16 protein-coding genes, 1 tRNA gene and 1 other annotated feature are annotated in these 26,331 nt (G+C 46.1%); of the genes, 8 read left to right on the top strand and 9 right to left on the bottom strand.

Translation table 11 applies throughout. From position 1 onward, the window contains the following. Nucleotides 1–119: 119 nt before the first annotated feature. From MKY19_RS24465 to MKY19_RS24485, 5 genes are all read left to right on the top strand, one after another. Nucleotides 120–1,004, top strand: coding sequence for an AraC family transcriptional regulator (locus MKY19_RS24465; protein WP_339798294.1), 885 nt, complete (start codon nt 120–122; stop codon nt 1,002–1,004). A 256-nt stretch (nt 1,005–1,260) separates the two neighbouring features. Next, nucleotides 1,261–1,998: an ABC transporter ATP-binding protein gene (locus MKY19_RS24470; RefSeq protein ID WP_339804492.1), complete on the top strand. Its 738-nt coding sequence runs from the start codon at nt 1,261–1,263 to the stop codon at nt 1,996–1,998. Next, complete coding sequence (locus tag MKY19_RS24475; protein WP_339798297.1) at nt 1,995–3,050, top strand: ABC transporter permease; 1,056 nt, start codon at nt 1,995–1,997, stop codon at nt 3,048–3,050. Before MKY19_RS24470 ends, MKY19_RS24475 begins: the two co-directional genes overlap by 4 nt. Nucleotides 3,051–3,108: 58 nt before the next feature. Continuing rightward, entirely contained in the window at nt 3,109–3,798 is a 690-nt protein-coding gene (locus MKY19_RS24480) for a TetR/AcrR family transcriptional regulator (RefSeq protein ID WP_339798300.1), read from the top strand. 82 nt (nt 3,799–3,880) lie between these two features. Then, a complete protein-coding gene (locus MKY19_RS24485) occupies nt 3,881–7,225 on the top strand; it encodes an SNF2 helicase associated domain-containing protein (protein ID WP_339798302.1) in 3,345 nt (1,114 codons plus the stop codon). Between the two features lie 59 nt (nt 7,226–7,284). Here the strand turns inward: MKY19_RS24485 and MKY19_RS24490 are convergent, their stop codons facing one another. The 3 genes from MKY19_RS24490 to MKY19_RS24500 form a co-directional block, all read right to left on the bottom strand. After that, nucleotides 7,285–8,445, bottom strand: coding sequence for an exosporium glycoprotein BclB-related protein (locus MKY19_RS24490; protein WP_339798304.1), 1,161 nt, complete (start codon nt 8,443–8,445; stop codon nt 7,285–7,287). 395 nt (nt 8,446–8,840) lie between these two features. Beyond that, nucleotides 8,841–11,504 (bottom strand): collagen-like protein, encoded by a 2,664-nt coding sequence (locus tag MKY19_RS24495; RefSeq protein WP_339798305.1) that lies wholly within the window; start codon nt 11,502–11,504, stop codon nt 8,841–8,843. Between the two features lie 14 nt (nt 11,505–11,518). After that, nucleotides 11,519–11,878 carry a hypothetical protein gene (locus MKY19_RS24500; RefSeq protein ID WP_339266825.1) on the bottom strand — a complete coding sequence of 120 codons (360 nt, stop codon included), beginning with the start codon at nt 11,876–11,878 and terminating at the stop codon, nt 11,519–11,521. Nucleotides 11,879–12,158: 280 nt separating this feature from the next. Further along, nucleotides 12,159–12,375: a binding site (T-box leader), on the top strand. A gap of 40 nt (nt 12,376–12,415) precedes the next feature. Between MKY19_RS24500 and argS the strand changes: the two genes are divergently transcribed. Further along, nucleotides 12,416–14,281 carry an arginine--tRNA ligase gene (gene argS, locus MKY19_RS24505; protein ID WP_339798308.1) on the top strand — a complete coding sequence of 622 codons (1,866 nt, stop codon included), beginning with the start codon at nt 12,416–12,418 and terminating at the stop codon, nt 14,279–14,281. A gap of 54 nt (nt 14,282–14,335) precedes the next feature. On the opposite strand, the gene MKY19_RS24510 is transcribed toward argS, so the two are convergent. The 4 genes from MKY19_RS24510 to MKY19_RS24525 are packed head-to-tail and all read right to left on the bottom strand — an operon-like array spanning nt 14,336 to nt 21,766. Continuing rightward, nucleotides 14,336–17,680 carry a cellobiose phosphorylase gene (locus tag MKY19_RS24510; RefSeq protein ID WP_339798310.1) on the bottom strand — a complete coding sequence of 1,115 codons (3,345 nt, stop codon included), beginning with the start codon at nt 17,678–17,680 and terminating at the stop codon, nt 14,336–14,338. A 47-nt stretch (nt 17,681–17,727) separates the two neighbouring features. Continuing rightward, on the bottom strand, nt 17,728–19,896 hold the full coding sequence (gene bglX / locus MKY19_RS24515; protein ID WP_339798312.1) for a beta-glucosidase BglX: 2,169 nt from the start codon (nt 19,894–19,896) through the stop codon (nt 17,728–17,730). Between the two features lie 44 nt (nt 19,897–19,940). Beyond that, nucleotides 19,941–20,690 (bottom strand): alpha/beta hydrolase family protein, encoded by a 750-nt coding sequence (locus tag MKY19_RS24520; RefSeq protein WP_339798314.1) that lies wholly within the window; start codon nt 20,688–20,690, stop codon nt 19,941–19,943. Nucleotides 20,691–20,746: 56 nt separating this feature from the next. Beyond that, nucleotides 20,747–21,766: a LacI family DNA-binding transcriptional regulator gene (locus MKY19_RS24525; protein ID WP_042191311.1), complete on the bottom strand. Its 1,020-nt coding sequence runs from the start codon at nt 21,764–21,766 to the stop codon at nt 20,747–20,749. 412 nt (nt 21,767–22,178) lie between these two features. On the opposite strand from MKY19_RS24525, the gene MKY19_RS24530 reads away from it, so the two are divergent. After that, entirely contained in the window at nt 22,179–23,078 is a 900-nt protein-coding gene (locus MKY19_RS24530; protein WP_339798316.1) for a serine hydrolase, read from the top strand. Between the two features lie 626 nt (nt 23,079–23,704). Here MKY19_RS24530 and MKY19_RS24535 read toward each other — a convergent pair. Both MKY19_RS24535 and MKY19_RS24540 read right to left on the bottom strand, forming a co-directional pair. Continuing rightward, nucleotides 23,705–23,778 (bottom strand) — tRNA-Arg (locus tag MKY19_RS24535). A gap of 171 nt (nt 23,779–23,949) precedes the next feature. Next, nucleotides 23,950–24,306, bottom strand: a complete 357-nt coding sequence (locus tag MKY19_RS24540) for a hypothetical protein (RefSeq protein ID WP_339266834.1) — start codon at nt 24,304–24,306, stop codon at nt 23,950–23,952. A 145-nt stretch (nt 24,307–24,451) separates the two neighbouring features. On the opposite strand from MKY19_RS24540, the gene asnB reads away from it, so the two are divergent. Further along, nucleotides 24,452–26,296: an asparagine synthase (glutamine-hydrolyzing) gene (gene asnB / locus MKY19_RS24545; protein ID WP_339266835.1), complete on the top strand. Its 1,845-nt coding sequence runs from the start codon at nt 24,452–24,454 to the stop codon at nt 26,294–26,296. The last annotated feature ends 35 nt before the right edge of the window (nt 26,297–26,331 follow it).

The following is a 26,331-nucleotide window of genomic DNA, read 5'->3' on the forward strand; positions in this document are numbered from 1 at the left end:
GTGTCCTCCATTAGTGAGTAAGACTTTTTAATCTAGATGTTGCTAGCTGTGCAATGGTTCTCTTATACTTTTGTAAACGATAGGTTATCCGCATCCCTACTAATAGGAGGAACACGAATGTGACGTACCATGAGCAGCAGGACTTACAACCGTTCCATCTCTATTTTGTATATAAAAGAACAAGTACAAATACAGACGACTATCAAGGTACATTCCATGCTCATCAGGGTGTTGAAATTCTTATTGTTCATGAAGGTAAAGGGACGCTGATCATTGATCAAAATAGCTATGAAATAAAGCCAGGGATGATTTGTATTTTCCAGCCGTATCAACTGCATCATATTCAAATTGAAATTAATGAGGCGGTTCCGTTCGTGCGTTCGATCGTGCATTATGAGCCCAGCATATTTAAAGCTTATTTTGAAAAGTGGCCCATCCTACAAAGCTTTTTCAATCATATTCACAGCGGCAATTCTGCCTCACCTCGATGGTATGAACAGCAGGACCTGCAATCCCTGATAGTTCTTCTAAAGGATCTGGATAAAGCGCTTCCAACTTTGCACAAAAATGATTTCATGGAAGAGGTCTCATTGTTTCTCATCACGTTCCTACGTACTTTAAAGCCGCTTTGGGATACACAGCAGAAGCCGGCCTCCATGGAACAATTGCTTCGTAAACCACATCAGGCAGAACGTATTATGGAATGGCTACAGCTGCATTACAAGGAACCTTTGCGGCTCGATCAAATGAGCAAGGATCTGCATCTTTCACCCCATCATTTATCCCACTTGTTCAAGGAATGTACAGGCAGCAGTATTTCCGATTATTTAACGGTCAAAAGAATGCAGGAAGCCGTTCATCTTCTGACTTCAAGCAAATACACAGTTGCACACATCGCCGAGGAAGTGGGAATTACAAATTGCTCTCATTTTTGCAAATTGTTCAAAACCCATTTCGGCACAACGCCTAATCAATTTCGGAAGCAATGGCATTTGCATCATTGAGGTGTCGAACATCCCAGCTGTATTCCTTATTAACATCATATCAAGTTGGTTCGTGAGCAGGTATTCGCATCTTGTGCAAAAATGCCGCTACTTTGCGATTTACACCTAATTGTAAGTTAGTTTCAAGTAGCGGAAATCTAGCACTTTACATTTACTGGATTCCGGAGCACAATAATGAGTGAGCGCTCACTCATTATTGTTGTGCAGAGCACTCAGTAACACCACTTTGTATCCCAGACTATTCAGAATCGAGGAGATGAATATGGGTTCGGAAGTTCCAGTCATTTCAGTGAGCCATGTTGGTAAAGCCTTTGGAGACAAACAGGTGCTCGAAGATATTTCACTTCAAGTGGAGCGTGCGGAAACCTTCGGCATACTAGGACCCTCTGGCTCCGGAAAAACAACGTTAGTAAAGCTGCTTACAGGTATCGATGAGGCGACCTCAGGTGAGGTAAAGGTGCTTGGTGTTACCATGCCTAAGTTATCCATGCTGCAGCAAATTGGATACATGGCTCAATCTGATGCCCTATATACAGAACTCAGCGCAAAAGAAAATCTGGAGTTCTTCGCTGCGCTATATGGACTAAAAGGTGCGGAGCGCGGCAAACGCATCAAAGCTGTTATGGAACTAGTAGATCTTCAGGAGCATCTGCGCAAAAGAGTAGATCAATACTCTGGCGGAATGAAACGCCGCCTATCCCTGGCGATTGCGCTGCTCCATGAGCCTCCGCTACTTCTTCTTGATGAACCAACAGTAGGTATCGATCCTGTACTCCGACTATCCATCTGGAAAGAACTAAAAGCTCTGAACGAGAAAGGTACCACGATTGTACTCACTACGCATGTCATGGATGAAGCTGAGAAATGTGATCGCCTTGGAATGATCCGTGATGGCAAGCTGCTTGCCGCCGACACACCTGCCGGATTGCTTGAAGCCACTGGCTCAGCTTCTATTGAAGAAGCCTTTCTATATTATGGAGGTGTCCGTTCATGAGAATCCGAGCGATCACCTTACGGATTTTGCGACAATTTATTCATGATAAAAGAACGATGGCCTTAATGTTCATTGCACCGCTCATCGTTCTAAGTTTAATGAGCTTGGTATTCAACGGGGACGCCTATGAGCCAAAAATCGGAGTATCCGGTGTGCCACTAAATATCTCAGCTGCGTTAAAAGAAGAAAATACCACAATTAAAGAGTATGCCACCGAAGAGCTAGGGAAAAGTGCTCTAGTAGAAGGAAAGATTGACGCTTTGATCACTTTGGACGGAAACGTTGGGAATTCAGGAGTCATCCCTCAAGTGTTGTTAGAGGGGAGCAACCCTACAGCCAACAAGGCGGTAATTATGACGCTTCAAAAGCTTTCTCAGAAGCTCCTTCCAAGTACAGAGAAACAGCTGCAATTACAGCCCCAGATCAGCTACTTATACGGTTCTGAGAATATGAAGACGATTGACCGCTTCGGTCCGATTATGATTGGTGTATTTGTTTTCTTTTTCGTATTCCTGATTGCCGGTGTTTCTTTCCTGCGAGAGCGGACTACAGGCACCCTTGAACGTTTACTTTCCACTCCTTTAAAAAGATGGGAGATTGTGCTCGGGTATGTATGTGGTTTCGGCATTTTCACCGTATTCCAAGCGCTGTTGATCTCATGGTTCTCTATTCAGATTCTTGGCATTATGATGACGGGAAGCTTTGGTTACGTAATGCTGATCACCTTACTCCTGTCGATGACAGCTTTGACGCTGGGCACGCTATTATCTGCTTTTGCAGCCAACGAGCTACAGATGATTCAGTTCATCCCGCTTATTATCGTGCCACAAGTTTTCCTCAGCGGACTGTTCCCACTCGACACCCTACCGCTATGGCTACAGCACATCGGCTACGCAACCCCAATTTATTATGGATCAGAAGCGCTTATGAACATCATGATCCGCGGCAAAGGATGGAATTCCATCGCTCTGGATGTCTATGTACTGATCGGATTCTCACTATTATTCATGGTGCTGAATGTATTGGCACTGCGCAAACACCGGAAAATGTAGCCTCACTAAGAACATTCATCGGTTGAACGGAATGAACCAAGTTTGGAGGATAATTGTAATGAAAGAACATGATTCTGCGGAACAAAATATAGAAGAGCAGTGGATTGAAGAGCTGCTGGCCATAAGTGAAGAGGATAAACTGACACCGAAGCAGATTTCCATTTTGCATGCGGCGATTGAGGTGTTCTCCGAAAAAGGTTACGCTGCTGCTGCGACTAGTGAAATTGCTCAAAAGGCAGGCGTAGCAGAGGGTACGATTTTCCGATATTACAAAACCAAAAAAGATTTACTGCTCTCCATCATTGGCCCTACCATGAGTCGTATGCTCGCTCCTTTTGTACTGCGGAATTTCAACGGGGTACTCGATGTTCCCTATGACAGCTTTGAAGAATTCCTACGATCATTTATCGTCAATCGTCTGGAGTTCGCCCGTAGAAATTTTAAAATGCTAAAGATTCTGATACAGGAGATTCCTTTCCAACCGTTGCTCAGAGAACAGTTCGCAGAAAATATTCTAAGCAAGGTGCTGGAGCGCGTCATCGAAATTGTTGAACACTTCAAGGCAAAAGGTGAAGTCATTGAATTACCCACACCCGCTATTCTACGTTTCACTATTTCATCCATTGGTGGGTATTTGCTTAATCGCCTGCTGCTCCAACCGGAGAAGGACTGGAACGATGAGGAAGAGATTAACCTGACGATCCGTTTTATTATGCACGGGATTAGTGGAGTAGCAGCCCCTATTTGATGCGCACGCCCGTTCTGTTATCATAAGGACTATATAATAGTCGGACTTTTCGAAGAACAAGTTACGAGGAAGGAATTATGTTATGGGCTTTAGTGTGACAGAACGGGTAATTAAGCTGCTGTGCGGCAAGTCTATTTTTGAAAAAGGATTGGCTTATTACCAGTCTGGAAGCGTCGATATAATAGATGTTGAAGAACGTAATGAATCCATCCCAGATCTTCCCCGCTCTCGTTATGAAGCGCTCGTTCAAGGGGGCATTGGCTACGAAGTCATGGTTGTCATCGATATCGACGGTGATGTCACGGCAGAATGTACTTGTCCTGCTTACACGCATGGAGGGCCTTTCTGCAAACATATCGCAGCCGTACTGATCAGCATTGATGCCCTTGAAACTGCTGGAGAACGGCCAGACCGTACCGGAACTTCCAGTCATTCTACTATTGAAGATACTGGAGTCTTAACCCCACGTAATGTTACGGATTCTACGCGAGACATGGGAGGAAGGTCCAGAGACCAGCATCTTGTGAGCAGCCTGCTAGGCATGTTCAGTAACCATAAGCCGCGTCCGAGCGGTACTGGGGCTTTTGTAGATAATAGGATCCCTTTAAATGTCGAGTTCATCTGCAAGCCATTCACTTACAGCTATAGCACTACCATGCTGGGAATAGAAATGAAAATCGGCTCGAAACGACTATATGTCGTTCATAGAATAAGAGGTTTTCTGGAACGTGTGCATCGTGGAGAAACCTTCGAATTCTCGAAGCATTTCGTCTATGACCCTTCCATTCACAGCTTTCGGAAGGAAGATAACATCGTTCTTCAGAAGCTAATTGAAATTGTCTTAAATGAAAAAATGTATCGCGATAACGTCACTAACTACTCTCCATATGGTGGCAACCTGGGGGGAGATCGCCTGCTGGCTATCCCTCCTTTTTTCTGGGAGACGCTTCAGCCCGCACTTTCAGAGGTTCAGTCGGTATATCTGCAACAAGAAGAGGTGTTGTACGAAGGCATTCATATGTCTAATGAAGCACCACCCCTTAGCTTTGCGTTCGAGCAAGCCGAAGGTGAAGGATACCATCTGGATATTCAAGGACTGGAGCAGATCTCAGTTCTGGAAGATTACGGACTCGTGCTGTCTGAAGGTAAGCTGTTGAAGCTAACTGCTCAGGAATGCATGCGCCTATCTGAGATGAAGAAAATGCTGGAATCCTCTCGTCGAGATGGCATCGATATTGCCCCCGAACAAATGGAGCCTTTTATGGACAAGGTTATTCCTGGTCTGAAAAAACTGGGAAACGTGCATATTGCCGAATCTATTGCTGATCGAATTGTGCAACATAAGCTTATAGCCAGGCTCTATCTGGACCGCGTGCGAGATCGACTGCTCGCCGGGCTAGAGTTTCAGTATGGTGACATTATCATCAATCCTTTGGATGAAAAAGCCCATGTTCGCGGTACGGACTTGATTCTTATACGCGACGGTGAAGGAGAGACCCGAATTCTGGAGCTGATGGAGCATGAATCCTTCGCCAAAACCGAAGGCGGGTATGTTATGACGGATGAGGACGGTGAGTACGATTTTTTATACCACACGATTCCGTTGCTTGAACCACTATTAACGGTCTATGCGACCACCGCTGTCAAAGAAAGACTATTCACGGGAACCACGCCACCAAAAGTGAGTATTAGTTGGAATGAGAAAACCGACTGGCTTGATTTTAAATTCGACATGGGTGGTATTCCCGAATCTGAGATTGTGATGGTCTTAAAATCACTTCAGGATAAACGTAAATACTACCGCTTGCCAGAAGGGGCACTGCTACCACTGGAGAGCGAGGAGCTCCAAGAAATCATCACCTTTATGAACGAGATGGGCATCCGAGAAGGTGAGATTAAAGGTGTGCAATTTTCTTTACCAGTCGTTCGTGGGTTACACTTAACCTCTTCCGATTCTCAAAGTGACTCAGTCAAACTGAGCAGATCCTTTAAAAGGTTACTTGCGAATATGCACAATCCTGAGAACCTTGACTTCCCTATACCAGAGAGTCTGGCCCCTGTGCTCCGGGATTATCAGCAGTATGGATTTCAGTGGCTGAAGACGCTGGCCCATTACCGTTTCGGGGGAATTTTAGCGGATGATATGGGTCTTGGCAAAACGCTGCAAAGTATCGCTTTTCTGCTCTCTGAGCTTCCGGATATTCGTCAGAGTGGTCTGCCCGCTCTTATTGTCGCTCCTGCCTCTCTCACCTACAATTGGCATAATGAGCTTAAAAAGTTCACGCCTGAGATTAAGGCTGTTATTGCAGATGGAAGCTTAACGGAACGCGGTCGAATTTTAAAAAATGCAGCGAACGCGGATGTAATTATCACCTCTTACCCGCTGCTTCGAAGAGATGTTCAGTTGTATGCTAAGAAATCTTTTCACACCCTGATTCTCGATGAAGCGCAAACCATAAAGAACCATACGACGCAGACCGCTCAAGCAGTTATGGCTCTTCAAGCCCGGCATCGTTTTGCACTTACTGGGACTCCTGTTGAGAATGCGCTAGAAGATCTATGGTCCATCTTCGGCACTGTGTTTCCCGGGTTGTTTCCAGGTAAGAAGGCTTTTCACGATTTGCCGAGGGAAACTATCGCTAAACGGGCACGTCCTTTTTTGCTGCGGCGCTTAAAGAATGATGTGTTAAAAGAATTGCCTGAGAAAATCGAATCACTCCAAGCCTGTGAGCTGTTCCCTGAGCAGAAGAAGTTATATGTCGCTTATCTCGCCCGTTTGAAAAAAGAGGCGCTTAAGCATCTGACCCAGGATAGCTTCGGTAATAATAATCGGATTAAAATCCTTGCTGGTCTCACCCGTCTGCGCCAGCTATGCTGTCACCCGGCTCTATTTGTGGATGGGTATGAAGGAAGCTCTGCCAAGTTCGAGCAGCTGTTTGAAATCATAGAGGAATGCCGCAGTTCGGGTAAACGAATGCTAGTATTCTCCCAGTTCACAGAAATGCTCGGTTTGATTGGACGTGAACTCGGCTATCAAGGCATTCCATATTTTTACCTAGACGGTCAAACGCCTGTGTCTCAGCGGGTAGATTTATGTAATCAATTTAATGAAGGAGAGCGGGATATTTTCCTGATCTCCTTAAAAGCTGGCGGAACCGGACTCAACTTAACAGGGGCAGACACTGTCATTCTATACGATCTATGGTGGAACCCTGCCGTCGAACAGCAAGCTGCAGATCGGGCTCACCGAATCGGACAGAAAAAAGTAGTTCAAGTGATCAGACTCGTCACCCAAGGCACTGTGGAGGAGAAGATGTATGAGCTACAACAGAAAAAAAGGAACTTAATCGATGAAGTGATCCAGCCAGGTCAGGAAGGGTTATCTACCCTTACAGAACAAGACATCCGAGAAATTCTGATGATCTAAATAAAGGGATATCCTCTAACCATACGGTTTTTGGGATATCCCTATTTCTGTATTCATCATTATACGATGGTAACTCCAGCACTACCGTACCCGGCAATGGTTGTCGCAACGTCAACTCCATCTATGACTGATGCACTAAAGACTAATAATAAGCGTTCTCCAAGAGTCACAGGGATACTCAAACCTGTGGTTGTTCCCGAGCTAATCGTACCAAGAGCAAGTATTCCTTGAAGGGAAGGAGTTAATGTTACTACAGCCCCAGGTACTGCTGTAAAGATATTATTAGATGTAGAAGAACTAAATAAACGAGCTGTTATTGATAATGTAGAACCCAATAAACTAAGTGCAGCTGTTGTGCTGAAATAGGCCGCTAAAGAGGTAATCGTTCCCGTACGTGGAACGGAGAATGCAAAGTTCAACAAGGTTCCAGCCGCACCTGTAAGATCTATCGTACCGCCAGTAACACTTATATTTGTTGCACTACTTCCGAATCCTATGATACTCGAAGTATTCAGTAAGCCTCCCAATACAGTTGTCATAGCTACAGGTAGGCCCGAAGCATAAGGAATGATTGCACCTGAACCAGCCGGCCCGGTCGCCCCGGTTACACCTGCACTTCCTGTGGCTCCAGTTACGCCTGCACTTCCTGTTGCTCCAGTCACGCCTGCGCTTCCTGTGGCTCCAGTTACACCTGCTATTCCCGCTGCTCCAGTTGCTCCTGCTGTTCCCGTCGCTCCAGCTGTCCCCGTTGCCCCAGTTACGCCAGTACTTCCTGCTGCTCCGGTCGCACCTGTACTTCCCGTCGCACCAGTGTCTCCTGTGTCTCCTGTGGCTCCAGTAGCTCCAGTAGCTCCTGAATAACCTATATTCTCACCATACAATTCAGAGTAGACAAGCCGATGTGCAGTCACTAATTGGCCTGTGCTGCTTTTCCCCCAAACTGAGACTTGAATTGGATCGTCTAATAGAATAGGAGTTGTGAATACAAATTCGAATGAATCAAAATTCGCATAATAATCTTTCGTTAATACTTCATTAGGTCCCACAGTATAAAGCTCACTAACATATAGTGTTCTTGTCCCGTTCATATAATATCCTTCGACTTGAATCAACGATGTAGTGACATCACTCTGATTAACAAGTTTAATAGTAATAAGCTGAGTAGGTCTTTCACCGCTTACCAAATTATTTTCTATAGGTCCAGTGGATAAATAACTCAAGTTCTCAACTCCTTTTATTTTAAAATAGATTGCCTACAACAAGATTGTCCTCCAAAAAAATTCTGAATAGTAGCGTTACTATAATCATTCCTCCGATCTACTCTAAATCGCTAACAATGAGCCTATTATATTTTTAAGAATGAATTTTTCGGCTCTTAATAGTAATATTCTTATCTCGTATTAATGTGTGGACATCCATCAAAAGCTACTACTATACATATTGAATACTTTTAAAAGGATCCGGAAACCTATCAATATTTATAGATTGTAAATCTCAGGAGCATTACTCCGTTTTGCCCACAACTCGTCCCGTTCACAAAACAGAGGATAGCTCAGGAAGCCATCTTACGGCTACTGAGCATCCTCTTTTTTCACAATCAAACTCAGAGATAAATTTACGTCAATTCATGAACAGACCAAACTATACCAGAAGTATTGGCACCGCCCAGATTCAAAGGAACCGTCAAGCCATTAGAAACATAGAACAAGCCAATAACATCACCTGCTGTTAGTGCAAATTCTCCAACCAGCGTTACAGTCCCACTTCCCAAAATAGCTCTCAAATCTAGAATAAGCGCAACATTCACATCCAACACAGGGAATAATCCACTTACCAGATTTGTTGAAGTAGGAGAAGTTCTCTGAACTACGAAAGCTGGATTGATACCACTGCCAAGACTAATTGAGATTGAGGCAGTTGTGGAATAGTTAATGGTCGCTTCAATAGAATATCTACCCGTTGTCGGAACTGTGTAATTTCCCGTAACTGGGTTAAAGGAAGGATCAGAATAGAAAGGAGAAGCCACAGACCATCCAGTCAGTTGGGAAGAAGTAGAAACTGACAAAGCTGATAGGAACGCTGAGAATCCCTCAGCTTGAATATTCGGCCCTGTTGCTCCAGTCACACCAGTTATTCCTGTTACTCCCGTTACACCAGTCGCTCCAGTTACTCCAGTTGCCCCCGTTGCTCCAGTCGCTCCAGCTGCTCCAGTTGCTCCAGTCACACCTGCCGCTCCTGTTGCTCCGGTCACTCCGTCGGCTCCTGTTGCTCCAGTCACTCCAGCTGCTCCCGTTGCTCCGGTAACTCCGTCCGCTCCCGTTGCTCCAGTCACACCTGCCGCTCCTGTTGCTCCTGTTACACCTGCCGCTCCCGTTGCTCCTGTTACACCTGCCGCTCCAGTCGCTCCAGTCACCCCGTCGGCTCCTGTTGCACCAGTCGCTCCAACTGCTCCGGTTGCTCCGGTCACTCCAGCTGCCCCTGTTGCTCCAGTCACTCCGTCCGCTCCCGTTGCTCCAGTCACACCTGCCGCTCCGGTTGCTCCTGTTACACCTGCCGCTCCCGTCGCTCCAGTCACCCCGTCGGCTCCTGTTGCACCAGTCGCTCCAACTGCTCCGGTTGCTCCGGTCACTCCAGCTGCCCCTGTTGCTCCAGTCACTCCGTCGGCTCCCGTTGCTCCAGTTACACCTGCCGCTCCAGTTGCCCCAGTCACACCAGCTGCCCCTGTTGCTCCAGTGGCTCCAGCCGCTCCCGTTGCTCCAGTCACTCCGTCCGCTCCCGTTGCTCCAGTCACACCGTCGGCTCCTGTTGCTCCAGTCGCTCCAACTGCTCCTGTTGCTCCAGTCGCTCCAGCTGCTCCCGTTGCTCCGGTCACTCCATCGGCTCCTGTTGCTCCGGTCACTCCAGCCGCTCCCGTTGCTCCAGTCACACCTGCCGCTCCTGTTGCTCCAGTTACACCTGCCGTTCCAGTCGCTCCAGTCACCCCGTCGGCTCCCGTTGCTCCAGTCACACCTGCCGCTCCTGTTGCTCCAGTTACACCTGCCGCTCCCGTCGCTCCAGTCACCCCGTCGGCTCCTGTTGCACCAGTCGCTCCGTCGGCTCCCGTTGCTCCAGTTACACCTGCCGCTCCAGTTGCCCCAGTCACTCCAGCTGCCCCTGTTGCTCCAGTGGCTCCAGCCGCTCCCGTTGCTCCAGTTACACCTGCCGCTCCTGTTGCTCCAGTCACTCCATCTGCTCCTGTTGCTCCAGTCACTCCGTCGGCTCCCGTTGCTCCTGTTACACCTACCGCTCCTGTTGCTCCAGTCGCTCCGTCTGCCCCTGTTGCTCCAGTCGCTCCAACTGCTCCCGTTGCTCCGGTCACTCCATCCGCTCCCGTTGCTCCGGTCACTCCAGCCGCTCCTGTTGCACCAGTCGCTCCCGTTGCTCCTGTTGCTCCCGTTGCCCCAGTAACTCCATCGGCTCCTGTTGCTCCATCTGCTCCTGTTGCCCCGGTCGCTCCTCCGGGCGCTCCTGTTGCTCCGGTCGCTCCATCTGCTCCCGTTGCTCCTGTTGCTCCAGTCGCTCCCGTTGCTCCTGTCGCTCCGTCTGCTCCGTCTGCTCCCGTTGCTCCAGTTGCTCCTGTTGCTCCTGTCGCTCCGTCTGCTCCGTCTGCTCCCGTTGCTCCTGTTGCTCCAGTCGCTCCCGTTGCTCCTGTCGCTCCGTCTGCTCCATCTGCTCCTGTTGCTCCAGTCGCTCCCGTTGCTCCTGTCGCTCCGTCTGCTCCATCTGCTCCTGTTGCTCCTGTCGCTCCGTCTGCTCCGTCTGCTCCCGTTGCTCCTGTTGCTCCGTCTGCTCCTGTTGCTCCAGTCGCTCCGTCGGCTCCCGTTGCTCCAGTTGCTCCTGTTGCTCCAGTCGCTCCACCTGCTCCTGTTGCCCCAGTTACCCCTACCGTTGCTCCGAGTAATTCAGAATGGACTAGTCGGTGAGCACCCACAATTTGACCCACACTATTTTTTCCCCAGACTGAAATTTGAATTGGATCATCTACTAGGCTTAAAGTCGTAAAAATAAATTCAAATGCATCAAAATCCGCATAATAATCTGTTGTTACAACTTGATCAGGCATAACATTAACAAGCTGACTAACATACATGGTTCTTGTCCCATTCATATAATATCCTTGAACGAGAACCGTAGAAGAAACAACGTCACTTCGGTTATCGATTTTGATCGTAACATGTTGAGTAGGTCGTATACCTCCCACCATGGTATTATCTATCGGCCCAGTAGATAAATAGCTCAATTCTCAACACTCCTTTAGATTATTCCTACATGTTTTTCCCACGCTACTATACGATGAGGTTCTACTAATTCCCCTGAAGCCTGTTTTCCCCAGACCGAGATCCCTACCTCTGCTTCAACAACTTCTAATGTCGTAAACTCAAATTCAAATGCATCTAAATCTGCAAAATAGTTCCTAGTTAGAACTTGGTTAGGTGCGAGATTAATCATTTCATTCACATACATCGATCTTGACCCATTTAGCAAAAATCCCTGAATAACAAGATTATATGGATTAAGAGAATCACGATTAACTACTTTTACTGTTACGATTTGTGTCTGTCTGACCCCTAGAATTGGACTATTATCTATAGGTCCGGTTGAGAATAAAGCCATCTTTTTCACTCCTCTCTTCTGCTGCAGTTTGAAAAATAAAAAAACTATAAAACTAGTAACATGGTTCATAATTAATAGCTCTATATAGTAATATTCTGTATTCAAAGTTAATGTGTGGACATTTATGCAAAGGAATTGCCACTCAAAAAAAAGACAACCTTCTATTCTTTGAATTTGTAATCTACTAATCGGACAATCTTAAACTCAAGCATTTTCTACGTATTCTAACTAACACCCTATTGCTTTTTTCGAAATATTCGTTATACTGGTAAAAATTATTCAAGCATCGATGAGCGGGAGAGTAGTTAACGTGTTCTAGTCCTCAGCGAGCCGGGTAAGTGCAAGCCGGTACAGATCACCTAATGAAGCGCACCCGTGAGATGGACTTCTGAACCTAAGTAGGAAGTCCCGGCTAAAGACCGTTATCCTGTAAGGTGGCTAAACATCTGTTTAGCAACGAGAGTGGTACCGCGAGCGCTAAAGCCCTCGTCTCTTTTGAGACGAGGGCTTTTTTGTATTTTCAAAGGAGGGTATAAAATGTTAAGTCAAATCATCAAAAACAGCATTGAACAAAGTGTAAAAAAAGTATTCCACACCTTAGAAGTTGCCTACCCAAAAGATGTTGCAATTCTGATCGAACAGCCAGCTAATCTAGAGCATGGTGATTATTCCTGCAATATTGCTATGCAGCTAGCCAAACTCCTGCGTAAATCCCCTCTCGTCATAGCAGAGTTAGTAAAAGCAGAAATCAAATTACAAGAGAGTTACACGGGTCTTTTACAAAAAGTCGAAGTAGCTGCTCCTGGATTTATTAATTTGTATATGAATTGGCAGGTGTGGGCTAAACATTCCTTTGATCTGCCTAACAGCACAAGGGAAAAGGTCATCATCGAGCACACTTCAATCAATCCAAATAAAGCTGCTCATGTAGGTCATCTGAGAAATGCCTGCATCGGCGATGCGCTGGTCAGAATCATGAAAAGAACCGGACATAACGTAGAGGTCCATAACTACGTGGATGATCTGGGCAACCAGCTGGCAGATACAGTCGTTGGTTTATTAAATGTACCCTTGGAAGGGGATCATCAACGTTTCGGTGATTATTGCTGGGATCTATATGCCAAAGTGAACAAAGAATACGCACGGAATCCAGAGATCACTCACAAGCGCACGGATATGCTGCATGCCCTTGAAAAGGGTGATGGTAATGAGGCGTGGCTAGGCAACTTAGTTGCTGAACGTATTGTGAGAGAACATGTATCGGAAATGAAGCGTTTTGGTATTCACTATGACCTGCTGGTGTGGGAGAGTAATATTTTAAAAGAGGGCTTCTGGACAGCCGCATCTGAGCTATTGAAGCAAACGGCAGTTTTTGTACAGGAGACTGAAGGCAAACTTGCGGGCTGCTGGGTGCTAAAGCAAGGGACAGAGGTTAGCAGTGGAGCGGATTCAGAGGATCATCAGATGGATAAGGTGCTTGTGCGTTCGAATGGGATTTTGACGTACACAGCCAAAGACATTGCTTATCATCTCTGGAAATTCGGTCTACTAACCAAAGATTTCACCTACAGTGAATTCTCGTCTGGTTTATGGACCACAGGATTAACTGGAACCCATGAGCCCTATGGACATGCCAACCGTGTTATTAATGTGATCGATTATAGACAGGAATATCCGCAACAAATGGTTAAGCAGGCTTTAGGAGCACTAGGATATAACGAACAGGCTGAGAAGCTCCATCATGTAAGTTATGGCGTTGTTTCTCTTAGTCCGGCCTCTGCTGCTGAGCTGGGGATAGATATTTCAGAAGGAAAATCTTCTTATGCCATGTCCGGACGCCAAGGAATCGGCGTTAAGGTGAGCGATTTAGTAAAGCTTATGGAACAGAACATAGAACATTCACGCTCCGATAAAGAGGGTCTTTCCAGCCACATCGTTGCAGCTGCTGCTATTCGTTATTATCTGCTGCGGTTTAATCTGGGAACGGAAATCGTGTTTGATTTCAAACAGGCTACCGAAATATCCGGCAATACCGGGGTTTATCTGATGTACACCTATGCGCGTGCTAGCAGTGTTTTGGGCAAATCAACAACCCCATTAATTACAGATGCCTCAAAGCTTCAATTTCCACTCGAAATGGAAAAAGCAGAGCTCGCTTTGCTGAGACAGCTTGGCGTCTGGCAAGAGACATTGTATTCTGCCAGCATAGAATTAATGCCGAATATACTCTGCACGTATGCGCATACCTTAGCCACACTTTTCAATAACTTCTATTCTATATGTCCGATTTTAAAAGGTGCGGAGGACACCATCGCGTTCCGCCTCTGGCTCACTTCGAGATTTAAGGACACTTTAGGTGATGTGCTAGAGGTTCTTGGGTTACCGACACCGAGCCGTATGTAGTACAAAAAGGGCAATCTCCACGCTTATCGCGGAGATTGCCCTTCTTTTATTATCTTACTTATAAATGTCTATCACATTTCCAGCTTCTACGCAGAGACGATCAAAGTCCTCACGTTTGATACGCATACCACCACTACGGTAGCGATTAAGCGTACCTTCGGCTTGAACTTCTGTACCGTTAACAGTAATCCGACTGTTATCAGAGCCCGTAAGGTGATAAATAAAGTCTACCTTAGTGCCTGCATATTCAAAGCTAAAGCGCATTCCGTCCAGCGACTCCGGCAGAATTGGATCGACGATTAAATCTCCACCTTCCGTACGGATCCCCAGTGCATTCGAGATCAACTGGTTCATGTAGATCCCAGGACCGCTTGAATAGATTCTCCAGCCACCTTTAACCGCTACGTCACCATTACGCAGTTTATCGAAATTCTCCTGCGCCTCGTAACGGGTGTTAAATTTACCATCCGAGCTACTGAAATAAGAGTTAGCCTGACGTAGTTCAGCGTTTGGCACCACGTCGCGGATTCCGATCGGATTGATCGCCGCTAGGCCATTCCAGACCTGATCGGTTTTCCCTAGCTTAGCCATAGCTTCTACATAACGGATGTGTGCATGTACATATTGAAGTCCAATTTCCCGACCAAAGTTAGAAGCTTGCTCCGCACGTTTGAAATGGGTGCTTACGCCGCCAACATATTGAGCTGGACGGTTCATCAGACGAACGCCATCTGGACAGAACAGTTTATCCTGGATTACTTCATAGTGGGCTTCGGCTTGTTCTGGTGTAAGCAGCTCACTGATCATACTGCGCGTCATTGGCAGCAGACGGTATTGGATCCCTGTTTCCGTATCACTTGGATGTACCATAAGCTTCACTTGCTCTGGGTCCTCCATATACAAGAAGCCTGGAATTACCTCAGATTGAAGCATATGTGTGTTGAAATCCTCACGGATTCCCTCCACCATCGCTTTCAGCTCTTCCGAACCTGCTGGATCAACTTTATGAAGCACTTCTGAGAACTGATTCAATGTCTGATAGGTAAGCGCCACTGTCCAGCTGCTAACCATGTACTGCTTCAGCTGTGGATTAGCCGGTTGGAGTGTATCATCCCAGTCACCATCACCGTAAGAAGACAAATGCGTGTCATGCAGGAAGTGATTCTTAATATAAGCAACTTCCTTCCGTGCATGATCCAGCAGCGTCGCTTTTTCCTCTGTAAAATCAAAGCTATGCTTACGAGTATAAGGCACAGTCGCTTGCAAAATACTGTAGTCTTGCGTTACCGCCAAATAGTCTCCAAGCACTTTGAGTGGCCATACGATAATATCTCCGTGGCTCTCCTCTTGCTGAATCTTCGTATATTTATCAAACATGAACCACTGTGGCCAGTTACCATCATCTTCATATTGATGAGCATACAGGGTCAGCAATATTTCGCGAACCTGATCGTATTTTTGCGTAGCCATGAAGTATTCCACTGGTCCCTGACACACGTCACGGGTTCCCCAAGCAGCGCCGCCGTATTGTTCCAATCCGTGAGGGACTGAATAATGGACGAGCATATTATGTGTATACCACCAAGCTAGAGCATTTACCTTAAACAACTCACCTTCGGACCCATCACCTAACGTCAAGCGGAAGCCATTCATAACCCCGCTGTAGAACTCGCGGTATGCGGAAATCTCCTCTTCGGCTGTACGGCTGCTCGATTGAATCTCCTTACCATCCAGAAGACCTTGAATGTTCAATGTCCATTCACTGCTCTCCGACAGTTCCAGAATAGCTAGCGGCGCATCTGACTGGTCAGCATGAGAGACAAGTCTACCTTCATTTTGAAGAGTGAAATCCGCTCCCTGTACCTGGAATTTATATTGCAGATCAGGATATTCTCCTGCACTTAGTGCACTTCTATCAGCCGAGAAGGTTACGGTTCCCTCTTCTTGTTTGAATTGATATGGAAGCTCGTATTCGTTAACGTTCATAGTGATTTGATTAGTGACTAGATAGCGATAAGCTTTTCCACTTTCCGTACGCACATTCAGGAATATCTCCGGAGAATCTGCAGTAGTGTAGTTCGTAATAATAAAGCATTCGCCATCTGTTCTGTAATACCAACGGGCATAGTTGAAACCAACCTCGAACAATGAAGGCATGGTCAAGAGGCGATATTCGCCATTCCACTGTACATAGATTCTTTGTCCCGAAGCCTTTGGAATGTTAAGTGCATTTCTGGCATTGGTCATGAGCTTGTTGAAATTGGTATTGCCAATAACGATTTGAGAGTTAAATATTCCGTACATATAGGAAGTCGTAGTGATTACCTTATCGTTAAGTCGGGCATTATCCCCACTCATTAGAATATGACCATGAGGACGCTCTACCTTAAGTTCCTTCTCTTTTAATACAACATGCTCATAATTTTCCGTGAAGAAAGACAGAAGCTGGTCTCCCTCTTTTTCCTCTTGATAGCGAACCGGGAACAAGGCTTCGATCTCTTCGCTCGTCAGAGAATTTGCAGCTAGTGGTGCTCCCAGCTCTTTTGTCAAGAAAGAACGCTCGAGCGGTGCTTCAGCTTCTAAAGGCAACTCTTTTACCGTTTCCCAAGCCGCAGCAACATCCTTCGTGAATTCTAACGAGGTAATCGCTTCTGGATGATCTTGCTTGAACAATCCATAAAATACAAACCGGGCTTCCCCACTCAGCTTCACCCGCTCCGATTGCAGCGCAGTATAAGCGAATTCATATTGATAGATTTCATTACTTAATTGCTCACGGCTCAGGCTTTCTGGTTGATTGGTCTCTTTATAAGACAATCCAAAGAATTGGAAACCATCTGTTGAGAAGCTTGCTGCCTTAGTGATTGCACCCTGTTGTAGGTATGGAAATTTGCCACCTTGCGGTTGATTCTGTCTGGAACATACTACATATCCCTTTGACTGATCCTCGAATACGGCGTGGTCAATATACTGTGACAGATAGGCTTCATTACTGCGAACAGCACCGATATCGGCAATACCCACATCTTGTCCGTACACGAGATCCACATCTGCATCTTGCCCTTTAAGCTTCACGTCCCAGAACCAAGCGCCTTGAGCCGTCGGAGTAAAAATAACCTGATACTCGATATTTTCCGCAGTACCTTCCCAAACTAAGCGGTTCCCAGCCTTACGTACAGTGCTTGAGGAATGAATGCCCAGCAAAGGAACAGCTTGAATGCTTCCATTACTATGAATGCGTAAATATAGGTTGGATAAGGAGCCATCCACGATATTAGGCAGCAATTGATTGATCATTGTCCGTTCATGGAGAACTTGGAACAAGTCCCCGCTGTTTGTAAAAGTGAATGATAAGTCTCCAGCGTTTAAATGGATGTTAGAATTCATATTAGTAGTCATATTCTTGCACTCCTCTATTACGACAGCCTGTGTCGTATATATTCTACTTAAGCTAATGTTAAGCGAAAATCGCGTTCTTTAACCTCTTGGCTATTTGGACCCACAAACAATTTGAATTGTCCCGGATCACTGCTAAAGCTTAAGTCGCTATGATAGTAACGAAGCTGTTCTTCTGTAAGCGTAAAGCTCACTTCCTGGCTTTCTCCCGGGGAGAGGCTGATCTTAGCAAAATCTTTCAGTTCCTTCATTGGTCTGACAACTTCTCCTGAAATGTCTCGGATATAGAGCTGCACTACCTCTTCACCTTGTACATTACCCGTATTAGTCACCGTAACAGTTACTTTAATAGGCTGATCCTTCGTCATTATTTCACCGGAAAGGATCGGTTCACTGTAGCCAAATGTCGTATAGCTAAGACCAAAGCCAAATGGCAGGAACGGCTCATTAGGAATGTCCAGATATTGTGAGACATAACGCTTGTCCGCACCCGGTGCATGTAGAGGACGTCCAGTGTTGAAATGATTGTAATAGACCGGAATTTGCCCAACAGATACAGGGAAAGACATCGTTAATCTTCCTGACGGATTCTCGTCACCATACAGTAGACTGGTAATCGCCGCGCCGCCCTCGCTTCCTGGGAACCAGGCTTCCAGAATAGCATCCGCATTCTCGATCACACCACTAAGATCCAGTGGGCGTCCGTTAAACAACACCACAACAACAGGCTTACCCAACGTCTTCATACGTTGCAAAAGCTCACGCTGCGCTTCCGGCAAGCGGATATCTGAACGACTTCCAGCTTCTCCGCTCATATCCGAATGTTCTCCAAGCGCCAGCACAATCACATCGGCTTCCAGCGCTGCCGCTTTCGCCTCCAGCCATTGCTCTTCTGTAAAGCTCTCAATCCCGGAGCCTTCTGCAACGGTAACCTTACCTGCAGCTGCACGAGCTTCAAAAGCTGGAGCAAGACTGCTAGCTTCTTCTGTTGAACCCAACCAGGACCATGGTCCAAGAATATCTCCGTTATTAGCAAACGGTCCGATTAGCGCAATCCGCTGCTCTGTCGCAAGCGGCAGAACCTGATCATTCTTCAGTAGAACGCAGGATTTAACCGCTAATTCTCTCGCTGCTGTCCGGTGAGCATCACAGAAAATTACCTCGCGCTCTTTCTCTATATCTGCCCCACGTAACGGATTCTCAAACAAGCCCAGTCTTTGCTTCAATTTCAAAATACGAAGTACGGCTTCATCAATGATACTTTCATCCACTTGCCCGTCAGCTACAAGAGCTGGCAATTGGTGCACATAACACTCTGTCATCATCTCAATATCCACGCTAGCTTTGATAGCTTTAAGTGCTGCTTCAGCCTCATCCTCGGCGACACCATGCGGGATCAGTTCCTTCACCGCGCCCCAATCGGAGATCAACACGCCGTCAAAGCCCCATTCCTCACGCAGCAGCTGACGAAGCAGCTTAACGTTTCCGCTTATTGGAATCCCATCAATCGTGTTGAACGAAGTCATAACCATTTCTGCACCCTCATCCAGTGCTGCACGATAGGCTGGCAGATAATATTCTCGTAGCTGACGTTCTGATAAATCGACCGTATTATAATCCCGTCCGCCTTCGGATAGACCATAGGCTGCAAAGTGCTTAACGCAAGCCGCCAGACGATTTACATCATCCGTCAAGTCATTCCCCTGAAATCCGCGTACAAATGCACGGGCAAACCTACCATTCAAATAAGGATCTTCACCAGTAGACTCCATCACTCGTCCCCAGCGCGGGTCTCGAACAAGGTCCGCCATAGGTGCAAAAGTGACGTGTACACCGGAGACTGCCGCTTCTTTAGCCGCAATCTCGGCGCTTAGCTCTGCTCGCTCCATATCCCAAGAGCAGCCAATCGCCAATGGCACCGGAAAAATCGTCTTAAAGCCGTGCACGATATCCGCCATCATCAACAATGGAATACCCAATCTATTTTTACGTAAATGAGCTTCTTGGACGGCAATGACTTGCTCTGCGCCCGAAAGTCCAAGTACTGAACCACTGTTCTCAATCATGTGATCCGTAATCCCCATGGATGCCATAGGGCCAGTGATTTGCCCTCCTTCTTCCGCTCCTTCATAGAAATTAGCAGCTAGCTGCTGCAATTGTGCTATTTTCTCTTCAAGCGTCATCTGGTTTAGCAGCGACGTCAGTTGCTGGTCTTTCATCTCAAATCCTCCATAATATCTCTTTCTGCAATTGCTCATTGCTCTTAGTTGTACAAAAAATCAAAAGTTGTCTTCAGATGTTCCTCCCAGAATCTCCATTCATGTGTTCCCGGAGTCTCAACATATTGAAATGTATAGGGACTCACTTGCATATGAGAAGCAAATTCCCGGTTCATCTCCACAAATGGATCTTCCGAGCCACAGCAGGTCAAAATTGAAGGCAGCTTACGTTTATCGTCGACCAATTTAGCCGCTAAAGCATACAGATCTTGATCCGGCTTAACTTGTAAGCGTTTTCCGAAAGTGCCTGCCATCTCCCTCGCCATATCCGAAGACATTTGCGGGTCTTTCAATCTTTTCTGAATATCTGTAACGCCTGATAAGGAAACTACTTTGCTGTAACGCTCAGGATAGGTAAGTGCACATTTTAGTGCCCCATATCCGCCCATCGATAGTCCGGCAACATACGTCTTTTGCGGATCATCATCCAGCCTCATCATTCGGCCACAAAGCTCAGGAAGCTCTTGCGTAACATAGTGGAAGTAATCCAGGCCGTACTCCATATCTGTATAATAGCTTCTTCCTACCTGAGGCATTATGACTGTACAGCCATACTTGTTAGCATACTGCTCAATGGTAGTCAGCCTGTACCATGTGCTAGCATTGTCGCCAGCACCATGTAACAGATAGAGCGTTCCTCCGGTGGTATTGCCCGAATCAACGGGGGAGATGATACTGATGGACGTTGTCATTCTTAAGGTAGGAGAACCAGTCTCAACGGTTAGAAGTGCCATATGTCATCTCCTTACGGAACCTTTTTTTAAAATATAAGAAATTATGCCGAAGGCGTTTATGCTTGTTTATTAATCTTCTTGCAAGATCCCCGCTTTACCAAAACAGACTCGAATACCACATGTTTGTTCTCCGATTGTCCCGAAATCAGGTCAAACAGAATTTCAACACTGGCTTTCGCCATATCCACCCCAGGTTGGCTAATCGTATCCAGCGATGGGTGATAGTATTCTGCCATCTCTATACCGTCAAATCCGATGATCGAAATATCATTTGGAATCGATAGACCCAAAGACAATAAAGCCTTGGCAGCTCCGATAGCGATGGTATCTGATGCGGCAAATACAGCGGTGATATCTTTTTTCTTATTAAGCAGTCTTTTCGTAGCCGTGAAACCAGAACTTGGACTGTATTCACAATCCTCTACCAAGGAAGCATCATACTCAATCCCATGATCCTCAAGCGCCTTAATATAACCCATAAGACGACGGTTTCCGGTAGTATGCTGAACCAAAGGAAATCTGGCCAAAAAGCAAATGTTCCGGTGTCCGAGTGAAATTAGATAGCTCACAGCTTTATAAGACTCTTGCATATCATCAATGATCACACTGGAGAATACAGCAGGATCAACATCCTTCGTAGTCGTGATGGTAGTCAAAACGAATGGGATCGGCAATTGTTTGAATTTTTCTTCAGAATGGTCATATGTACCACCCATAAAGATTACCCCGTATAAATTCTTTTCCTTCACAAGCTGAAGAGCAGCATTGATCTCATCCACTCCATCTTCAACATGCTGGATCAGAAGCGGGCAGCCGCGCAGATTCACTTGACGCTCTACTTCTTTGATCATGTCTGCAAAAAACGGATTTGCAATCCCCTTAACCATAAGCGCTATCGTATTAGAACGCGTTTTTTTCAGATTGCTTGCATTTCCATTTGGAATGTAATTATGTTCTCTTACAACAGCCATTACTTTAGCTCTGGTTGCATCACTTACGACACCGGAGTTATTAATTACCCTGGAGACCGTGGCGATACCAACGCCTGATAGCCTTGCAATATCCTTGATATTCATAATTCCCCCTGTTTCACCCCTATAATGAGCTCCCCCTGCACCTGATATAATCAGCTTAGTGGAAACGCATAAAATGATGGGAAACGTTTCCCATGACATCATTTTGACTGTTTTCGGATCTAAATCGCTTAATACGTTCATTATGGACAGATATTTTTTAGAAGTCAACCTATGATTTTTGACTAAAAATGATTCGCATCTCAAATTCGTTTTAAATTTTAATTGTTTCGATGTTAAATAGTAGTCTTTCTGCTTGCATTGACTTTAAAATAAGAATAGAATAGCATCGATTTAGCTATTTAATATCTAGTCAGAGGAAACGTTTCCACATCATTTTCAATGATTTCGACTACCAAACTTCCTAATCCCAGCTTGGAATCTAAGAAAGAGAGGGCTACATTTTATGTTAAACATGACTCGCTTCGAAGCCCAGATCCGCGAACGTGGATTGAATGTGTTCAATGTTCTTGTGCTTAAAAATGGAACGTTAGTGGGGAAAGTGGATCTCGCAGAGGATATTCGGCGCTTGCAGCATTCGGTCAGCAAATCTTTTACATGCATGGCGGTGGGTCTAGCCATCGAAGAAGGAAAACTATCACTAAATACAACACTTAAGGATGTGTTTCCAGAATATGCATTCACTCATAAAGAAGTCCTTCCTTCCATGCAACCTGGGGAGTTGACCTTGTTCGATTTACTACGTATGAGTACAGGGCATGATTCCCCACCATTTTGGGTTGAAGAAAGAATGGCCTTGAAGGATGTAAATTGGATACAACATTATCTATCGCTACCTTTAGACAGACCTCCTGGGGAACAATTTACCTACAGCAGCGGGGATACCATTATGATCTCTGCAATGGTTCAGGCCCGTGTCGGACAAACCGTAAAAGATTACCTCGTTCCCCGTCTCTTTACCCCACTAGGCATAGAAAACGTCGATTGGGAAACGGCCCCTCAAGGGATCACCCTCGGTTGTGCCGGACTTCAGATCAATACGGAAGAACTAAGCCGATTTGGACAGCTTCTTTTGCAAAAAGGAATGTGGAAGGGACAGCAGCTTATTCCCGCAGCTTGGGTTGATTTTGTTACACAAAAGCAGATCGAAAATAACGGAGCTGGTGATTGGGGCCAAGGGTACGGCTGTCAATTCTGGTTGTGTACGCACGATGCTTATCGTGCCGATGGCGCTCATGGTCAATTCTGCATTGTTGTACCGGATGCACAAGTGGTAATCGCTATTAACAGTATGGAAGATAATATGCAGGCTATTCTAGACACTGTCTGGGAGGAGATCTGGCCGCTTCTTTAGCGGTGGGCATATGCAAGACAACCTTCTCACGTGAAGGCTCAAGGTGCCGAGAAAGTAGTGAAAACTACTTTCTCGGCACCTTCTTTTCGTATAATTAGGGAAAAGCTCCCTGTATTTAGCCGATAATTGCTTGAAATGAATGAAAAGAGGGAAATCCTCCCTAAAAATCGGGGGAATATCTATATTCGCCAACGAATTAGTTAAATTACAGGGAGGATTTCCCTAATTATTAGTCTATTGAGCAGAAAGCTCTGAATTATAGCGAGATTTTCCCTAATTATCTATCAGAGCTTCAGTTTACTTACTTTGGCGAGGATGCTCTGCACGCAAAAACAGCCTTCCCGAAGGAAGGCTGTTACTTGCCCCGAGCGGGATGCAGCCCTTTCGGGCTGACTGCGAAGCTGATCCTATCGATGCTTATGCTCCGACGACCACCCGGGCTTCTCTTTCTCTGCACGCAAAAACAGCCCTCCCGAAGGAAGGCTGTTACTTGCCCCGAGCGGGATGCAGCCCTTTCGGGCTGACTGCGAAGCTGATCCTATCGATGCTTATGCTCCGACGAACCACCCGGGCTTCTCTTTCCCTGCACGCAAAAACAGCCTTCCCGAAGGAAGGCTGTTACTTGACGTCCCGGAAGGGATTCGAACCCCTGACCGTGCGCTTAGAAGGCGCATGCTCTATCCAGCTGAGCTACCGGGACATATAAGAATTAATGATATGTATTGACGCAACGATATTTATTATACCTTATTCAGCAGAATTTTCAAGATCAAACATTTTGGAAAATAAGTAATCTTAATCCTATTTTAATAATAACAAGGGTATCCTAGCTATTTTCATAGCTTACGGATACCCTCGTATCTACTCCATATTACTCCAAATTCCGAAAATGCTGCTCCAGCTGCTTTTTTAAATCTCCGTATGTCATTAATTCTCTCTGAAATTTAGAACGTTCATCTTCTGGCGACATAATCGTACTGCCTGTAAACGCGCTCGAAGTAACATCTTTAAAAGCGTCATGCATATTGTTATCAAACCAATCGGTAGAAGTATCCGCGTCGTTAGTGAGGATACGGACAATCTCGTATCCTTCCTCGCGCTGATCTTCCACGATATACACCAAAAGCGCAGGATCACTAACAGCACCTGGCAATACACCTACTTCTGCACAAGGCGCACCGTCATACTCCATCATTCTGCGAATTTTGGCATCTTTAATATAATACACCTGTCATCCTTCCCTCCTGGCAAATTCCTCTCTCCCCTAGTGTTCGGATAAGGACATACATTTTATGCCTTCCTTCGGCATATATCTGTATTACTTGGCAAAAAAGTAAGGACAACAATCGCACAAAAAGAGAGGATGAACCATCATGTGCGGAATAACCGGATTTATCCAGTGGCGCGGAGATCTCACGCAGCACTCGCAGTTGCTGGTCAAAATGACTGAAACTTTAGCAAACCGCGGACCCGATGCAGCTGGAACTTGGATTTCAGGTCCTTGCGCATTCGGTCACCGCAGACTTAGCGTTATCGATCCAGAGAACGGCGCGCAGCCTATGATCACCCGCCATGACGAACAGGTATACGCGATTGTGTACAATGGCGAATTATATAACGCACCCGAGCTCAAACAAGAACTTAAGCAGCGGGGTCATCAATTCCGTACCCAATGTGACACCGAGGTTCTGCTGCATGCCTATATCGAATGGGGACCGGATTGTGCAGAAAAGCTCAATGGGATCTTTGCCTTTGCAGTGTGGGACGGACTTCGGGATCAGGTCTTTTTTGCACGTGACCGCTTAGGTGTGAAGCCTCTGTTCTATAGTAAAGTGGATGACGTCTTAGTTTTCGGATCAGAGCCTAAGGCGCTGCTGCAGCACCCCAAGGTACAGCCAATAGTCGGGCCCGAAGGGTTAGCGGAAATTTTTATTATCGGTCCAGCCCGTACGCCAGGACACGGTGTTTATAAGGATATGCAGGAGCTTCGTCCGGGGCATGCCATGATCTATAGTCGTGAAGGTCTGCGTAGTTACGCTTATTGGAAGCTGGAAAGCGCAAAACATACTGACAATGAAGCAGAGACAGCCGCTAAAGTACGTGAACTGCTGCAGGATACGCTCGAACGCCAACTGGTTTCAGATGTTCCAGTCTGCTCGCTCTTGTCAGGAGGGCTGGACTCCAGTGCGCTAACAGCACTTGCAGTCGATTACTACAACCGAAATGGTCAGGGACGAGTGGATACGTATTCCGTCGATTATGTCGACAACGACAAGCACTTCAAGAGCCATACTTTTCAGCCCGGAGCAGATGGTCCATGGATTAAGCGAATGGTCGATGAATTAAATACGAACCATCACTATATCTCATTTGATACGCCAGAGCTTGTAGAAGCACTTGATAATGCGCTGTACACACGCGATTTACCTGGGATGACCGATGTGGACTCTTCTTTGTATTTATTTTGCCGTGAGATTAAAAAGAATGCTACTGTAGCCATCTCCGGCGAAGCTGCCGATGAGATTTTTGGCGGATATCCTTGGTTCCACCGGGAGGAGATGCTCTCCTCGGGCACTTTTCCTTGGTCAGTTGCTCCTAAAATGCGTGCAAGTCTATTATCCCCTGAAGTTAATGAATGGATTCGGCCGCTGGAATATTTGGGTGACAGATACAGTGATGCAGTAGCCGAAGTCCCAACATTAGATGGGGAGACAGGTAAACAAGCACAAATGCGCGTAATGTCCTATTTAAACATCACCCGCTTCATGCCTACTTTGCTCGACCGTAAGGACCGAATGAGTATGGGCGCCGGACTAGAGGTACGTGTTCCTTATTGTGATCATCGCCTCGTTCAATATGTCTTTAATATTCCTTGGGAAATCAAGAACCTGAACGGTCGTGAAAAAGGGATTTTGCGCAAATCGCTTGAGGGAATTCTTCCAGATGATGTGCTATATCGCAAAAAAAGTCCTTACCCGAAAACCCACAATCCAGCCTATTTAAACGCAGTACGAACACAAGTATTGAACATTCTAGATGACTCAACTTCGCCTATACTTCCTTTAATCGATGCTGCCAAAATCCGTGAGATCGCCGCTTCCCCAGAATCCTCTACCAATCTGCCTTGGTTCGGTCAGCTCATGTCCGGTCCTCAGCTGTTTGCTTACCTAGCTCAAGTAGATCTCTGGCTGCGTAAATATAACGTCTCCATCCAATAAGCGACAAGCCAAACAGCAAGTCCCCGTATCGGTGG

This window comes from Paenibacillus sp. FSL R5-0744, from assembly GCF_037972555.1.
Taxonomy (GTDB): Bacteria; Bacillota; Bacilli; order Paenibacillales; family Paenibacillaceae; genus Paenibacillus_AQ.

Excerpts from the sequence above, each read along its gene's own strand:
- MKY19_RS24520 (WP_339798314.1), bottom strand. The coding sequence starts at position 20,690 with ATGGCACTTCTAACCGTTGAGACTGGTTCTCCTACCTTAAGAATGACA.
- MKY19_RS24475 (WP_339798297.1), top strand. The coding sequence starts at position 1,995 with ATGAGAATCCGAGCGATCACCTTACGGATTTTGCGACAATTTATTCAT.
- MKY19_RS24525 (WP_042191311.1), bottom strand. The coding sequence starts at position 21,766 with ATGAATATCAAGGATATTGCAAGGCTATCAGGCGTTGGTATCGCCACG.
- MKY19_RS24470 (WP_339804492.1), top strand. The coding sequence starts at position 1,261 with ATGAATATGGGTTCGGAAGTTCCAGTCATTTCAGTGAGCCATGTTGGT.
- MKY19_RS24510 (WP_339798310.1), bottom strand. The coding sequence starts at position 17,680 with ATGACTACTAATATGAATTCTAACATCCATTTAAACGCTGGAGACTTA.
- bglX (WP_339798312.1), bottom strand. The coding sequence starts at position 19,896 with ATGAAAGACCAGCAACTGACGTCGCTGCTAAACCAGATGACGCTTGAA.
- argS (WP_339798308.1), top strand. The coding sequence starts at position 12,416 with ATGTTAAGTCAAATCATCAAAAACAGCATTGAACAAAGTGTAAAAAAA.
- MKY19_RS24500 (WP_339266825.1), bottom strand. The coding sequence starts at position 11,878 with ATGGCTTTATTCTCAACCGGACCTATAGATAATAGTCCAATTCTAGGG.
- asnB (WP_339266835.1), top strand. The coding sequence starts at position 24,452 with ATGTGCGGAATAACCGGATTTATCCAGTGGCGCGGAGATCTCACGCAG.
- MKY19_RS24480 (WP_339798300.1), top strand. The coding sequence starts at position 3,109 with ATGAAAGAACATGATTCTGCGGAACAAAATATAGAAGAGCAGTGGATT.
- MKY19_RS24485 (WP_339798302.1), top strand. The coding sequence starts at position 3,881 with ATGGGCTTTAGTGTGACAGAACGGGTAATTAAGCTGCTGTGCGGCAAG.
- MKY19_RS24530 (WP_339798316.1), top strand. The coding sequence starts at position 22,179 with ATGACTCGCTTCGAAGCCCAGATCCGCGAACGTGGATTGAATGTGTTC.